Origin of the sequence: Kitasatospora sp. NPDC004745 (genome assembly GCF_042873275.1) — a bacterium.
Classification (GTDB): domain Bacteria; phylum Actinomycetota; class Actinomycetes; order Streptomycetales; family Streptomycetaceae; genus Kitasatospora.
Genome location: NZ_JBIALK010000019.1, coordinates 62,577 through 76,385, shown reverse-complemented (window position 1 = coordinate 76,385; position 13,809 = coordinate 62,577). Strand labels below are relative to the sequence as shown.

Genomic DNA, 13,809 nt, shown 5'->3' with positions numbered 1-13,809 from the left:
GGTCGCGGGTCGGGCCGGGCGGGGGTCAGAGCTTCAGGCCGTTGATCATCCCGGCGAGGTTGCTGGTGAACTGGCTGATCGACGGCGCGATCGAGCTGGACGCCAGGTAGAAGCCGAGCAGCGCGCAGACGATCGCGTGCGCGAGCTTCAGCCCGGAGCGGCGGATCAGCACCACCACGATGACCAGCATCAGCATGGCTGCGGAGACGGACAAAGCCATGTCGGCTCACACCCCTTCTCGGGTGCGCCGCCCCCGGGGAGGGCGGCGGTGGGACCGTGCGGGACTTGCGGTCGGGTGACCGGGGCCCGGGACGGGGCCCGACGATCACTCGCCTGAGCCAGTCTTACCCGATGGGTAAGGGGAGCATTACATTCAGTGAGTCCCCGCGCGCCGGGGCACGGTGGCACCGGTGGGGCGCACGGGCCGGTCGGAGGGGGTGCGGGGCCCTCCGGGGCGTCCTCGGCGAGGATGCTCCGAACGAGTGATCACCGGGCTTCCGGCGGGCGGGAGTCCGCCGTCGTAGGGTCTGGTGCCATGACCACCCACACCCCTGCGGACACCTTCCCCCGGCAGTACGCGCGCACCCTGCGCTACACCGTCGGCGCGCCCCGCTCCTTCTCCGTCGCACCCGACGGCTCGCGGGTCGTCTTCCTGCGCTCCCGCGCCGGCGGCGACCGGGCCAACCTGCTCTGGAGCCTCGACACCGGCACCGGCGAGGAGCGGATCGCCGCCGACCCGGCCGCGCTGCTCGGCGGCGGCGAGGAGGACCTCTCGCCCGCCGAGAAGGCCCGCCGCGAGCGCAGCCGCGAGGGATCGGCCGGCATCGTCGGGTACGCGCTGGACGCGGCCGGCCGGCTGGCCGCCTTCGCGCTCTCCGGCCGGCTGTTCACCGCCGACCTGACCACCGGCGACACCGCCGAACTGCCCGCCGCCGGCCCGCTGCTGGACCCGCGGGTCTCCCCGGACGGCGTCCACGTCGCCTACGCCAACACCGCCGGCGAACTGCGGATCACCCGCACCGACGGCACCGGCGACCGGGTGCTCGCCGAGCCGGACGGCCCGAACGTCACCTGGGGCCAGGCCGAGTTCATCGCCCAGGAGGAGATGGACCGCGACCGCGGCTTCTGGTGGTCCCCGGACGGCGACCGGCTGCTGGTCGAGCGCGCCGACGACTCCCGGGTGCGCCGCTGGTGGATCGCCGACCCGGCCAACCCCGAGCGCGAGCCCGCCGAGGTCGCCTACCCGGCCGCCGGCACCGCCGACGCCGAGGTCGGCCTCTGGCTGGTCGACCTGGACGGCGACCGCACCGAGGTGCGCTGGGACCGCGCGGCCTTCCCGTACCTGGCCCGGGTGCACTGGTCCGCGGGCGGCGCGCCGCTGCTGCTCGTCCAGGCCCGTGACCAGCGCAGCCAGCTGCTGCTCGGCCTGGACCCGGCCACCGGTGCCACCGAGGTGCTGCTGGAGGAGCGCGACGAAGCCTGGCTGGAGCTGTTCCCGGGCGTCCCGGCCTGGACGCCGGACGGCAAGCTGGTCCGGATCACCGACGTCGGTGAGGCCCGTGCGCTGGTGATCGGCGAGGAGACCGTCACCGGGGCCGACCTGCACCTGCGGTCGGTCGTCGCGGTCACCGACGACGAGGTGTTCTTCACCGCCTCCGGCGGCGCCGCGGAGACCGACCCGGAGCCCGGCTGGATCGCCGTCGGCCGGATCAGCCACGACGGCAAGCGGCTCGGCTGGGAGTCCTCCAACGGCCGGCCGTTCACCTCCGTCACCAGCGCCGTGCACGCCGGCGGGATCACCGTGCGCGCCACCGCCGAGCCCGACCTGCCCGGCAGCCTGGTCACCGTCGCCCGGGACCTGCCCGAGGGCGTGGTCGTCGACGAGGTCGCCGTCATCGCCTCGTACGCCGAGACCCCGGTCATCACCGCCCGCCCGGTCTTCCGCTTCGCGGGCGAGCGCCGCATCCCGGCCGCCGTCTTCCTGCCCACCGGCTACGACCGTGAGCGGGACGGCCTGCTGCCCGTCCTGATGGACCCGTACGGCGGCCCGCACGGCCAGCGCGTCGTCCAGGCGCACAACCCGCACCTCAACTCGCAGTGGTTCGCCGACCAGGGCTTCGCCGTGGTCGTCGCCGACGGGCGCGGCACCCCCGGGCGCGGCCCGGCCTGGGAGAAGTCGATCGCCTTCGACTTCGCCGGAGCCACCCTGGACGACCAGGTGGACGCGCTCCATTCGCTCGCCGGGGAGTTCCCGCTGGACCTCGGACGGGTCGCGATCCGCGGCTGGTCCTACGGCGGCTACCTCTCCGCGCTCGCCGTGCTGCGCCGCCCGGACGTCTTCCACGCGGCCGTCGCCGGCGCGCCCGTGACCGACTGGGAGCTGTACGACACCCACTACACCGAGCGCTACCTCGGCCACCCCGCCGAGCGGCCCGAGGTGTACGCCGCCAACTCGCTCACCGGGTACGCCGCCGCGCTGGAGCGGCCGCTGATGATCATCCACGGTCTGGCGGACGACAACGTGGTGGCCGCGCACACCCTGCGGCTCTCCTCCGCACTGCTCGCGGCCGGCCGCCCGCACACCGTGCTGCCGCTGTCCGGCGTCACCCACATGACGCCGCAGGAGGAGGTCGCGGAGAACCTGCTGCTGCTCCAGGTCGACTTCGTGAAGCGCTCGCTGGGGCTGTGAGCGGATGAGGGGGAGCGGGGTCGGAACAGGGCGCCGGGGCCCTTCGCGTACGGTGCCGCGGGGCCCTGCCGCTCCCCCCTGGCCGCGTGTGCCCGGACGGGCGACCAGTCCGGCCTCGACGTGACCACACGCTAGCCCCCGGTACCGACAGGGGGCCGCCGAACGGCGCAACGGTGGCCGGCACCCCGCCCGGGGTGCCGGCCACCGGCATGACATCCGTCATGTCGAAGCCGGGACGGCGCACACTGCCGACCACCCCCGCCCGCGCGGGACTCTGAAGCGGTGCGAACGACAGTGACACCACCAGGGGAGAGGAGCCGGGCGATGGGCACCGAGGTGGCAGCCTTCCGCGGCGTCGGGAAGAGCTACGGCCGGGTACGCGCCGTGGACGACCTCGACCTCGTGCTGAGGGCGGGCGAGACCGTCGCCCTGCTCGGCCCGAACGGCGCCGGCAAGTCCAGCAGCCTGGACCTGCTGCTCGGCCTGCGCGAGCCCGACCAGGGCAGCGTCACGCTGTTCGGCGGCACGCCGCGGGAGGCCGTCACGGCCGGCCGGGTCGGCGCGATGCTGCAGAGCGGCGGGCTGATGGCCGACGTCAAGGTCCGAGAGCTGGTCCGGCTCGCCTGTGACGTCCACCCGCGCGGCCGGTCGGTCACCGAGGTGCTGACCGACGCCGGGATCGCGGACATCGCGGAACGGCGGGTCGACAAGCTGTCCGGCGGCCAGGAGCAGCGGGTCCGCTTCGCCCTCGCGATCGCCGGGGACAACGACCTGATCGTCCTGGACGAACCCACCACCGGCATGGACGTGACCGTCCGGCAGGCGTTCTGGGCGAGCATGCGGGCGCAGGCCGACGCCGGGCGCACGGTGCTGTTCGCCACCCACTACCTGGAGGAGGCGGACTCGATCGCCGACCGCGTCCTCGTGCTGCACCGCGGCCGGCTGATCGCCGACGGCAGCTCCGCCGAGATCAAGGCGCGCGCCGGGGCCCGCCGGATCGCCTTCGAGCTCCACGACGCGGACCTGACGGAGGCCGCCGCCCGCTTCGACGAGGGCGTGCTGCGCACCCTGCCGGGCGTCCGGTCGCTGGACGTCACCGCCCGGGTCCCGGGGGTGCGGACGGTCCGGATCCGGACCGCGGACGCCGACGCCAGCGTCGCCGGGCTCTACCGGGCGGGCCTGTACCCGCGCGGGCTGGAGGTCACCGGCCTCGGCCTGGAACAGGCCTTCCTGACCATCACCGGCGAGCAGGACCAGCACGAGGCCGCGAAGGAGAACGCGCGATGACCACCCTGATCCGGCTGGAGATCCTGCGGACCCTCCGCAACCGGCGCTACCTGCTCTTCACGATCGCCTACCCGGCGCTGATGTACTCCTTCTTCATCCACGCCTACGGCTCCACCGCGCAGGCCGGCGGCCTGCCGGTGAAGACCTACTTCATGGTCTCGATGGCCACCTTCGGCGCCGTCGGGGCGGTGCTGACCGGCAGCGCGCAGCGGATCTCGCTGGAGCGCAAGAGCGGCTGGGTGCGCCAGCTGCGGCTGACCGCGCTGCCCGGCCGGGCGTACACCCTCGGCAAGATCGCGGCGAGCTCGGTGACCACGCTGCCGGCGATCCTGGTGGTCTTCGCGGTCGGCGCGAGCCAGGGCGTGTCGCTGGGCGCGGCGCAGTGGGTCGGCCTGGCGGCCGCGCTGTGGCTGGGCAGCTTCGTGTTCGCGGCGCTCGGGGTGGCGCTCGGGTACGCCGCGGCGCCGGACTCGGTGCAGACCATCGTGATGATCACCTACATGGTGATGGCGCTGTTCGGCGGGACGTGGTTCCCGGTGAGCGGCTCGCTGGAGAGGTTCGCCCGGTTCAACCCGGTCTACCTGTACAACAAGCTGGCCACCTTCACCCAGCCCGGGCACTCCCTGGACACCGCCGCGGTCGCCGGGCTGCTCGCCTTCCTCGCGGTGTTCGTCGCGGCCGCGGCGGCCCTGTACCGCCGCGACACCCGACAGGCATGATGACCGCCATGAACGACACGCGCCAGGCCCACCCGTCCGACGAGACCCAGGACGCGGGCCCGGCGCGCGCGTCGTTCATGAACGTCCCCGGCTCTCCGGTCGAGACCCGCCGGCAGCTGCTGGTCAAGGTCGCCTGGATGCTGCTGTGGATGATCTACCTCGCCTACCCGGTGGGCGACCTGCTGCACGGCGGCCACGGCCCGGCTGGCAAGGTGCTCGGCTGGGGCTGCCTGGCGTTCTTCGTGGCGGGCTACGTCCTGCTGGTGATCTTCCGCTCGACGGCCGGGATGCGGCCGCGGGCCTGCCGGGCGATCGTCGCGGTCATGGTGGCGCTCGCGACCGCCTCCTCCTTCGTGCTCGGCGGAGCGTTCCTCACCCTCTTCATCTACGCCTCGGTGTGCGTCGCGATCGTCACCCCGCCGCGCTACGCGCTGCCCGCGCTCGGCGGCATGGCCGGCCTCACCGCCGTGGTCGGACTGCTGATCCACGCGGGCGTCGACAACGTCTCGACCTTCACCCTCAGCGCCTTCCTCTCCGGCGCCGCGATGACCGGCCTGCAGCGGCTGGTCGCCACCATGAAGGAGCTGCGCGAGGCGCGGGCCGCGGTCGCGCACCTGGCCGCCTCCGAGGAACGGCTGCGCCTGGCCCGCGACCTGCACGACCTCCTCGGGCACTCGCTGTCGCTGATCACGCTGAAGAGCGAGCTGGCCGGGCGCTTCCTGGACGCCGGCAAGGACGAGGCGGCGCGGACGCAGGTCGCCGACATCGAGCAGGTCGCCCGGCAGTCGCTGATCGACGTCCGGGAGGCGGTCACCGGCTTCCGCCGCCCCACCATGCCGGTCGAACTCGCCGCCGCGCGCACGGCGCTGGCCGCCGCGCAGGTCCGGCTGGAGGCCGCGCCGGAGCTCGTCGACGCCTGGCCCGGGCTGGCCGACGAGGAGGCCGGCGCGCTGGCCTGGGCGCTGCGAGAGGCCGTCACCAACATCGTCCGGCACGGCGAGGGCGCCACCGTCTGCACCGTCACCGCCGACGAGAGCTGGGAGGGCGGCGGCGAGCGCTACGCCGTCCTGGAGATCGCCGACGACGGGCGCGGACCGGGCAAGTCCCAGGCCGGGAACGGGCTCTCCGGGCTGGAGGAGCGGCTGGCCCTGGTCGGCGGCCGTCTGCGGACCGGCCCGGGGCCGCGCGGCAGGGGGTTCCGGCTGCGGGCCTCGGTGCCGCTGCGCACCGTCGCCGTCGTCCCCGAGGCCTCCGAGAGGGCGTAGCGCGGGCCCGGAACCGCCCCTACGGGCGGGGCCGCGCAAGCCCTAAGGTCGGGGCATGAGTGACATTCAGAACGGGGCCCCGATCCGGGTGCTGCTGGCCGAGGACCAGGGGATGGTCCGGGAGGCGCTGGCGGCCCTGCTCGGCCTCGAGGGGGACATCGACGTCGTCGCGCAGGTCGGCCGCGGGGACGAGGTGGTGGCGGCGGCGCTGGCGAACGACGTGCAGGTCGCCGTGCTGGACATCGAGATGCCGGGGCTGACGGGCATCGAGGCGGCCGCCGAGCTGCGCCGGGCGGCGCCGGGGACGCGGGTGGTGATCGCGACGACCTTCGGCCGGCCCGGGTACCTGCGGCGGGCGATGGAGTCGGGCGCGGACGCCTTCCTGGTGAAGGACGCGCCGGCCTCGGAGCTGGCGGAGGCGATCCGCCGGGTGCTGCGCGGGGAGCGGGTGATCGATCCGGTGCTGGCCGCGGCCGCGCTCGCCGAGGGGGCGAACCCGTTGACCGCACGGGAGCGCGACGTGCTGGGCGCGGCCGCGGACGGTGCGGTGAACGCGGACATCGCGCAGCGGCTGCACCTGTCGGAGGGGACGGTCCGCAACTACCTCTCGATGGCGATCCAGAAGACCGCGGCCCGCAACCGCACCGAGGCGGTCCGGATCGCCCGCGAGAAGGGCTGGCTGTAGGGCCCGGCCCCGGCCGGCCGCGTCAGTTGAGCCGGTGGCGGGCCGCCCGGGCCTCCTGGCGGACCTTGACGGCGGTGTCCGGGTCGAAGGCGTCCAGGATCTGCGCGTAGGCGTCCATCTCGGCCGAGCCGCCGAGGAAGTCGCCGGTCCGCACCAGCAGTTCGGCGCGTTCGAGGCGCAGTTGGGCGGGGTGGCGGGGCAGCAGCAGGGCGAGTTCGGTGGCCCAGAGCTGGGTGCGGGCGTGTTCGGGGCGGTCGGCGGCCCAGGCGCGGATGTTGCCGAGCACCCGCAGCACGATGTCGAGCGGCTGGGCCGGGGTGAGCAGGGCGGGGCTGAAGTCCTGCCCGGCGGCGGCGACCAGCCGTTCGGCGTCGTCGGGATCGAGCAGCCGCCCGCCGTGGAAGGGGTCGGCGAGCACGTACTCCTCGCCGCCGCCGGGGGAGCCGACGGCGACGATGAAGTGGCCGGGCAGGGCGATGCCGTGGACGGCGAGCCCGGCCCGCCGCCCGACCGCCGTCCACACCAGCGACAGCATGATCGGCAGTCCGCGCCGCCGCCGCAGCACGTCGGGCAGCAGGGAGGACTCCAGCCGCCGGTAGTCGGACTGCCGTCCGTGGAACCGCTCCCGCCCGCCGAGGACGGCGGCGAGCAGGGCGGCGGTCTCCTCGGGCCCGGTGGGGGCGCGCTGGGCGACGGCGAGCCGGACGGCGCTCGCGTGCCGGTCGAGCGCGGCCTCGCAGGCGGCGAGCAGGGCGTCCACGCTCGGCGGTTCGCCGGGGTCGTCCGGGTCGAGGACCGGGCCGTGTTCGGCCGCGGCCAACAGGCAGAGCAGCACCGGGTCGGGGTGCTCGGAGCGGGCGACGGTCCGGAAGCGGTCTCTGCTCTGCTCGGTCACGGTGACGGCGACGGCTTTCGTACGGCGGGCGGGCAAGCGGACGGACGGGCGGGTCGAACGGCGCGGGCTACTCGGACGGGTGGTGCCGGCCCTCGGGGAGCAGGGTGTAGTGGTAAGTGTGACTGGTCGTGAAGCCGAGTCCGTCATAGAGCGCGATCGCCCCGGTGTTGTCGGCCTCGACCTGCAGGTACCCGCCGGCGGCCCCCTCCTCCGCGGCCCGGGAGGCGAGCACCGCCATCACGGCCGTGGCCAGCCCGGCCCGCCGGGCGCGGGGCGCGACCTCGACCGCGCCGAAGCCCGCCCAGGGTCCGTCGACGACGCAGCGCCCGATCGCCAGCGGCGGCTGCCCGGGGGCGCCGGGCACGGTGGCGAACCAGACCGACGGGCCGCCGTGCAGCACCCGCGACGCGGCCTCCTCCAGGGCCTGGTCCCCGGTCACCCGCCGGTACAGCGAGAGCCACGCCGCGTCGGCGGTCCGGGAGAGCCGCACCCGGTCGTGCCCGGACCCGGCCCGGGCGAGGCCGGCCAGCGGGACGGTGCGGACCAGGGTGGGCGCGTGCCCGGCGCCCAGCCGGTCGAGTTCGGCGCGCAGGTCCTGCGGTGCGCCGGGTTCGACCACCTCGACGTGGGCGGGCAGCCCGCGCGCCGCGTACCAGTCGCGGACGGCCGCGAGCGCGTCCGCGGTGGGCAGCCCCGGGTCGCCGAGGGCCTGGACGGAGTTGGCCCTGCGGGTGAACCCGGCCGAGGCGCGCAGCGTCCACTCGCCGAGCGGCTCCTGTTCGACGGCGGGCCAGCCGCGCGCGGCGGTCCGCTGGAGTTCGATGGGGCCGGCGGCGGGCAGCGGGGCGCGGCGGGCCGGGAAGAGGGGCACGACCTTGCCCGCGACCAGCAGTTTCTCGGCGAAGGCGACCGGCTCGCCGGTGCGCGGAACGACCGTCAGTCCATGATCGTCCCACGATGTGAGCACGCCGATCGAATCCCGGAACACCGGGCGGCCGTCGACGAACTCCGAGAGGCGCCGGACGGACACGCGTCGTCCCACGTCAGAGCGGTCTATCCGGACCTCCGGACGGTCCTGGACCGGGCCGCCTGCCGTCATCTGGGCACCTCCTGTGCATTTGCCGTCTCCGACCCGCGATACTAGGGGCGGGCATCGACGACGCCGCGCTCACCGCGCACGCGAGCAGAACAGAACGGGCCGCCACGGCGGCTCTTCCGAGGAGGAACGACAGCGTGACCTACGTCATCGCGCAGCCTTGTGTCGACGTGAAGGACAAGGCGTGCATCGAAGAGTGCCCGGTTGACTGCATCTACGAGGGCGAGCGATCGCTCTACATCCACCCGGATGAGTGTGTCGACTGTGGCGCTTGCGAGCCGGTCTGCCCGGTCGAGGCGATCTTCTACGAGGACGACACTCCCGAGGAGTGGAAGGACTACTACAAGGCGAACGTCGAGTTCTTCGACGACCTGGGTTCGCCCGGTGGCGCCTCGAAGCTGGGCCTGATCGAGCGAGACCACCCGTTCATCGCCGCTCTGCCGCCGCAGAACGCCGACCACTGACGATCGGTGGCAACTGAGCTGTGAGCACCAACAGCACGCGCGCGCCGTTCCCGGGCCACCCGGGGGCGGCGCGCCGCGTTTCAGACCTCCTCCCGGTCTTCCCCTGGGACAAGCTGGAGCCGTACAAGGCGACCGCCCTGGCCCACCCGGACGGCCTCTGCGACTTCTCCGTGGGCACCCCGGTGGACCCGGTCCCCGAGGTGGTCCAGAAGGCACTGGCCGCCGCCACGGACACGCCCGGCTACCCGACGGTCTGGGGCCCGGTGGAGCTGCGCGAGGCGATCGCCGGCTGGCTGCACCGCCGCTGCGGCGCCGAGATCGGCCCGCAGGCCGTCCTGCCGACCGTCGGCTCCAAGGAGCTGGTGGCCTGGCTGCCGACCCAGCTCGGCCTCGGCCCCGGCGACCAGGTCGCCTACCCGCGGCTGGCCTACCCGACCTACGAGGTCGGCGCGCGGCTGTGCGGCGCGGAGCCCGTCGAGTACGACTCGGTGGACGAGCTGGACGGCTCCCGGGTACGCCTGATCTGGGTGAACTCGCCGTCCAACCCGACCGGCCGGGTGCTGTCCGCGGACGAGCTGCGCCGCACGGTGGAGTGGGCCCGGGAGCACCGGGCGCTGCTGGTCAGCGACGAGTGCTACCTGGAGCTGGGCTGGTCCGCCGACCCGGTCTCGGTGCTGCGCCCGGACGTCTGCGGCGCGGACCACGAGGGCCTGCTGGCCGTCCACTCGCTCTCCAAGCGCTCCAACCTGGCCGGCTACCGCGCCTCCTTCGTGGCGGGCGACCCGGTGGTGGTCAGGGAGCTGCTGGAGGTGCGCAAGCACGGCGGCATGATCGTGCCCGCCCCCGTCCAGGCGGCGACCGTCGCGGCGCTGGCGGACGACGCGCACGTGGCCGAGCAGCGCGAGCGGTACGCGGCCCGGCGCTCGGCGCTGCGGACGGCACTGGAGGCCTACGGCTTCCGGATCGAGCACTCGGAGGCGAGCCTCTACCTGTGGGCGACGCAGGACCGCCCGTGCTGGGAGACGGTGGCCGAACTGGCCGCGCTGGGCATCCTGGTGGCGCCCGGTGACTTCTACGGGCCGGCCGGTGAGCGCTTCGTCCGGGTCGCGTTCACCGCGACCGACGAGCGGGTCACCGCCGCGGTGGCGCGCCTGGACGCGGCGCGCTGATCCGACGCGGGAGGGGGCCGGTGTCGATCCGACACCGGCCCCCTCTGCGCTTCCCCCGCGGTGCGGGGGGACGGACTACAGCGGCAGGCCGCTGATGCTGCCGCCGTTGACGCCGCCGAGCAGGCCGCCGACCGGGCCGAGGGCGTTGGTGAGGCCGGAGAGCGGGTTGTTCGGGCCGAGGTCGGCGCCGCCCAGGCGGTTCGCCGAGCCGTGCTCGGCCAGCCCCAGGACGTCCGTGGCGGGCAGGGCGGGCAGCGCGCGCTCGACGGAGCCGAGCGGCAGCGCGTCGGTGACGGCGTTGGTGCTCGGGACGGCCTGGGTGAGCTGGCCGGCGCCGGGCAGGCCCTGGGCGACGGAGCCGGACTGGGCGAGCCCGCCGACCGGGCTGGCGGCGGCGCTGCGGGTGCCCGCACCCTTGCCGGTGACGGCCTCGCCGAGCTTGCCGGCCAGTGCGGAGGCGACCTTCGGGGTGACGGCGGACAGCTGGCCGGTGGTGGCCGCGGTCTGGTCGACCGGGGCGGTCAGCGAGCTGGCCTTCTCGTTCGCCTCGGGGAGCTGGTGGGCGACGATGTTGCCGGCCGCGTCGGCGGAGGCCGGTACGCCCGCGGCGACGGTGGCGGCGCCGGTGGTGCCCGCGGCCTGGCCCAGCTGGTGGGTGGTGTGCTGGAGCGTGGAACCGGTGTCGGTGTTGGTCAGCTGGCCCAGCGGGGCGGCGAGGTCGCTCTTGGGCAGCAGGGCGTCGCCGCCCAGGGCGGACGCGGAGCCGGCCGCGACCAGCGGGGTCGCGCCGGCCGCCACGAGCAGCGCGGCCTGGGCGATCCGGCGCGTGAGGGGGTGAGACATGGGGCTCCTCGAAGGGTCTGGGTCCGTCCCGTCCGCCGGGCGGACGACGGTGTTACCGCTCGAGGAGCCGGAAGGTTTCGGCCCGGGTGAGGAAAGTTTCTGGCTGACCATCGGATCGTAGGACTGCGCGGGTCGGGCCTGGCGGAGCCCCCGCGGGGCCGTGGACCCGGCGCGGGGTAAGGGGAGTGACGGTTCTCCACCGGGGCCCGCCGGGGGCGGAGCCGGTCCACCGGGGTTGACCAACTTCACCCGTCCGGCGGCAACCCGTACGTCAGTGCGTCAACCCTTGTCCGGCGCGGCGAGGGTGACCTGAACGAGCTTGGTCGACGTCCCGGAGGTCTGCGGCTGCCAGCCGTCCGCCGACTTGCTCTTGCGCCAGATCTTCCCGTCGTAGGCGACCGTCGCCACGCCCAGCTGCTGGGCCTGGGCCACCGCCCAGTGGGCGACCTCCCAGCCGCTCGCCCGCTCGGCGCTCACCCCGCCGTCCGTCACGGCGTCCGCCGAGGAGGTCAGCGCGGCGGTGGCCGGGTCCGGCGTCAGCGAGACGGCGTTCTCGGCGCCCTTGATGGTCGAGGTGTAGCCGGTGGCCGGGGTGACGGTGCGGCCGAACTCCCGGCGCACCCGGTCGGACAGCACCTGGGCCCGGTCCGGCGCCGCGGCCGGGGTGGCGGAGGCGCCCGCCGTGGGGGAGGCGGAGTCCTCCGGGTCGGGCTTGGTGTAGTCGTGCACGATGCAGGAGAACGACGCGGGCTCCCGGCCGGCCAGCGCCGAGGTGAGCAGGGTCGCCTTGGTCTCGTGCTTGGCGTACGCCTGCGGGTAGCCGCTCTTCTGCACCGCCTGCGCGGCGTCGGTCAGCGGCAGCCGGGTGTAGCCGGGGACCTTCACCAGGCCGTCCAGGAACTTGTTGGTCGCGTACACCGGGTCCGCGATCTGCGCCGGGGTGCCCCAGCCCATCGACGGCCGCTGCTGGAACAGGCCGATCGAGTCCCGGTCGCCGCCCGCGAGGTTGCGCAGCTTGGACTCCTGCATGGCGGTCGCCAGCGAGATCGCGGTGGCCCGGTCCGGCAGCCCGCGCGAGCGCGACACCGCGGCGATCGTCGCGGCGTTGGCGGCCTGCGGCAGCTCCAGGGTGCCGCTGCCGGCCGCGGTCTTCACCGTGCAGCCCTCGGACTCGCCCGGCTTGAAGCCGAACCACCAGATGCCGACCACGGCCAGGCCCGCGACCAGCGCCAGGCCGAGCAGTCCGACGATCACCAACAGCAGCGCGCGCAGCGGCCCGCGGCGGGCGGGCGCCGCCTCGTCGCCCGGCTCCTCGCTGCTCCTCTTCCTGGCCACCGTCGCCCCTCTCGCGCCTGCACCTTGATCCGACACCGTACCCACTCGGACGGGTGTGCGGCGCCCCCGGTTGCCGTTCCGCCCCGGTTGCGCGTCACGGAACCACCACGGAACGACCACGGACGGCCACGGACGGGCACGGGGCCGCCGCGCGGTACGGCCTAGGCTGGCGGCATGAGCAGCTCGAACCCGATCCCCCTGGACCTCACCCTCGACGGCGGTGCGCTGACCGCCCGGCTCGTCGACTTCCCGTCGGTGAGCGGCGACGAGCAGGCGCTCGCCGACGCCGTGGAGGCCGCCCTGCGCGGCCACCCGCACCTCACCGTGGACCGGTACGGCAACAACGTGGTGGCCCGCACCACCCTCGGCCGGTCGGAGCGCGTCCTGCTCGCCGGCCACCTGGACACCGTGCCGATCGCCGACAACGTGCCCTCGTACGTCGAGGGCGACCTGCTCTACGGCTGCGGCACCTCGGACATGAAGTCCGGCGTGGCCGTCCAGCTGCGCCTCGCCGCGACCCTGACCGACCCCAACCGCGACCTGACCTACGTGTTCTACGACTGCGAGGAGGTGGAGGCCCACCGCAACGGCCTGGGCCACCTCGCCAAGGAGCACCCGGACTGGCTGGCGGCCGACTTCGCGGTGCTGATGGAGCCCAGCGGCGCGGTCGTCGAGGGCGGCTGCCAGGGCACGCTGCGGGCGCAGGTCCGGCTCACCGGGGTGCGCGCCCACGCGGCCCGCAGCTGGCTCGGCGACAACGCCATCCACCACGCCGCCGAGGTGCTCACCCGGCTCGCGCAGTACCGGCCCCGCCGGGTGGAGATCGACGGCCTGGAGTACCGCGAGGGCCTGAACGCGGTGCGGATCGACGGCGGCGTGGCCGGCAACGTCATCCCGGACGAGTGCGTGGTGACGGTCAACTTCCGCTACGCGCCGGACCGCAGCGAGGCGGACGCGGAGAAGCACGTGCGCGAGGTCTTCGACGGCTTCGAGCTGACCGTGACCGACTTCGCCCCGGGCGCCCTGCCCGGGCTGTCCCAGCCCGCCGCGCGGGCCTTCCTGGCGGCCACCGGCGGCCAGGCCCGGGCCAAGTTCGGCTGGACGGACGTCGCCCGGTTCAGTGCGCTCGGCGTCCCGGCGGTGAACTACGGCCCCGGCGACCCGAACCTCGCGCACAAGCGGGAGGAGCACTGCTCGCTGAGCGCCATCGCCGAGGTCGAGGACCGGCTGCGGGCCTGGCTGACCAGCTGAACGGACGGACCGACGAGCGGCTGGTCGGACCGGCCGCTCATCGGTCGGACGCCATCTTCCGGTCGTCCAACCGACCTTCCCCCGTTGCCTGAAAACGGGGATCTCCGGGCG

13 protein-coding genes are annotated in these 13,809 nt (G+C 74.7%); 8 read left to right on the top strand and 5 right to left on the bottom strand.

The window, feature by feature from the left end; translation table 11 throughout:
• Window positions 1–25: 25 nt before the first annotated feature.
• A complete protein-coding gene (locus ACFYUY_RS27070) occupies window positions 26–220 on the bottom strand; it encodes a DUF2304 domain-containing protein (RefSeq protein WP_360213783.1) in 195 nt (64 codons plus the stop codon).
• A 315-nt stretch (window positions 221–535) separates the two neighbouring features.
• Between ACFYUY_RS27070 and ACFYUY_RS27065 the strand changes: the two genes are divergently transcribed.
• From ACFYUY_RS27065 to ACFYUY_RS27045, 5 genes are all read left to right on the top strand, one after another.
• On the top strand, window positions 536–2,689 hold the full coding sequence (locus tag ACFYUY_RS27065) for a prolyl oligopeptidase family serine peptidase (protein ID WP_387904429.1): 2,154 nt from the start codon (window positions 536–538) through the stop codon (window positions 2,687–2,689).
• 324 nt (window positions 2,690–3,013) lie between these two features.
• Window positions 3,014–3,976 (top strand): ABC transporter ATP-binding protein, encoded by a 963-nt coding sequence (locus tag ACFYUY_RS27060; RefSeq protein WP_387904426.1) that lies wholly within the window; start codon window positions 3,014–3,016, stop codon window positions 3,974–3,976.
• Window positions 3,973–4,695: an ABC transporter permease gene (locus tag ACFYUY_RS27055; protein WP_387904423.1), complete on the top strand. Its 723-nt coding sequence runs from the start codon at window positions 3,973–3,975 to the stop codon at window positions 4,693–4,695. Before ACFYUY_RS27060 ends, ACFYUY_RS27055 begins: the two co-directional genes overlap by 4 nt.
• Before the next feature lie 8 nt (window positions 4,696–4,703).
• Window positions 4,704–5,960, top strand: coding sequence for a sensor histidine kinase (locus ACFYUY_RS27050; RefSeq protein WP_387904421.1), 1,257 nt, complete (start codon window positions 4,704–4,706; stop codon window positions 5,958–5,960).
• 55 nt (window positions 5,961–6,015) lie between these two features.
• Window positions 6,016–6,645, top strand: coding sequence for a response regulator transcription factor (locus ACFYUY_RS27045; RefSeq protein ID WP_360213793.1), 630 nt, complete (start codon window positions 6,016–6,018; stop codon window positions 6,643–6,645).
• 22 nt (window positions 6,646–6,667) lie between these two features.
• Here ACFYUY_RS27045 and ACFYUY_RS27040 read toward each other — a convergent pair whose 3' ends face one another.
• Both ACFYUY_RS27040 and ACFYUY_RS27035 read right to left on the bottom strand, forming a co-directional pair.
• Window positions 6,668–7,540 (bottom strand): transglutaminase-like domain-containing protein, encoded by an 873-nt coding sequence (locus ACFYUY_RS27040; protein ID WP_360213795.1) that lies wholly within the window; start codon window positions 7,538–7,540, stop codon window positions 6,668–6,670.
• A 67-nt stretch (window positions 7,541–7,607) separates the two neighbouring features.
• Window positions 7,608–8,639 carry a GNAT family N-acetyltransferase gene (locus ACFYUY_RS27035; RefSeq protein ID WP_360213797.1) on the bottom strand — a complete coding sequence of 344 codons (1,032 nt, stop codon included), beginning with the start codon at window positions 8,637–8,639 and terminating at the stop codon, window positions 7,608–7,610.
• A 134-nt stretch (window positions 8,640–8,773) separates the two neighbouring features.
• Here ACFYUY_RS27035 and fdxA point away from each other — a divergent pair, with 134 nt between their 5' ends.
• Entirely contained in the window at window positions 8,774–9,100 is a 327-nt protein-coding gene (fdxA, locus tag ACFYUY_RS27030; RefSeq protein WP_030061559.1) for a ferredoxin, read from the top strand.
• A gap of 20 nt (window positions 9,101–9,120) precedes the next feature.
• Window positions 9,121–10,269, top strand: coding sequence for a succinyldiaminopimelate transaminase (dapC, locus tag ACFYUY_RS27025; protein ID WP_387904418.1), 1,149 nt, complete (start codon window positions 9,121–9,123; stop codon window positions 10,267–10,269).
• Between the two features lie 75 nt (window positions 10,270–10,344).
• Here the strand turns inward: dapC and ACFYUY_RS27020 are convergent, their stop codons facing one another.
• Together ACFYUY_RS27020 and ACFYUY_RS27015 are read right to left on the bottom strand one after the other, a co-directional pair.
• Window positions 10,345–11,112, bottom strand: a complete 768-nt coding sequence (locus tag ACFYUY_RS27020; protein WP_360213909.1) for a hypothetical protein — start codon at window positions 11,110–11,112, stop codon at window positions 10,345–10,347.
• 279 nt (window positions 11,113–11,391) lie between these two features.
• Window positions 11,392–12,447, bottom strand: a complete 1,056-nt coding sequence (locus ACFYUY_RS27015) for a hypothetical protein (RefSeq protein ID WP_360213801.1) — start codon at window positions 12,445–12,447, stop codon at window positions 11,392–11,394.
• A gap of 174 nt (window positions 12,448–12,621) precedes the next feature.
• On the opposite strand from ACFYUY_RS27015, the gene dapE reads away from it, so the two are divergent.
• Window positions 12,622–13,698, top strand: coding sequence for a succinyl-diaminopimelate desuccinylase (dapE, locus tag ACFYUY_RS27010; RefSeq protein WP_360213803.1), 1,077 nt, complete (start codon window positions 12,622–12,624; stop codon window positions 13,696–13,698).
• Window positions 13,699–13,809: the final 111 nt, after the last annotated feature.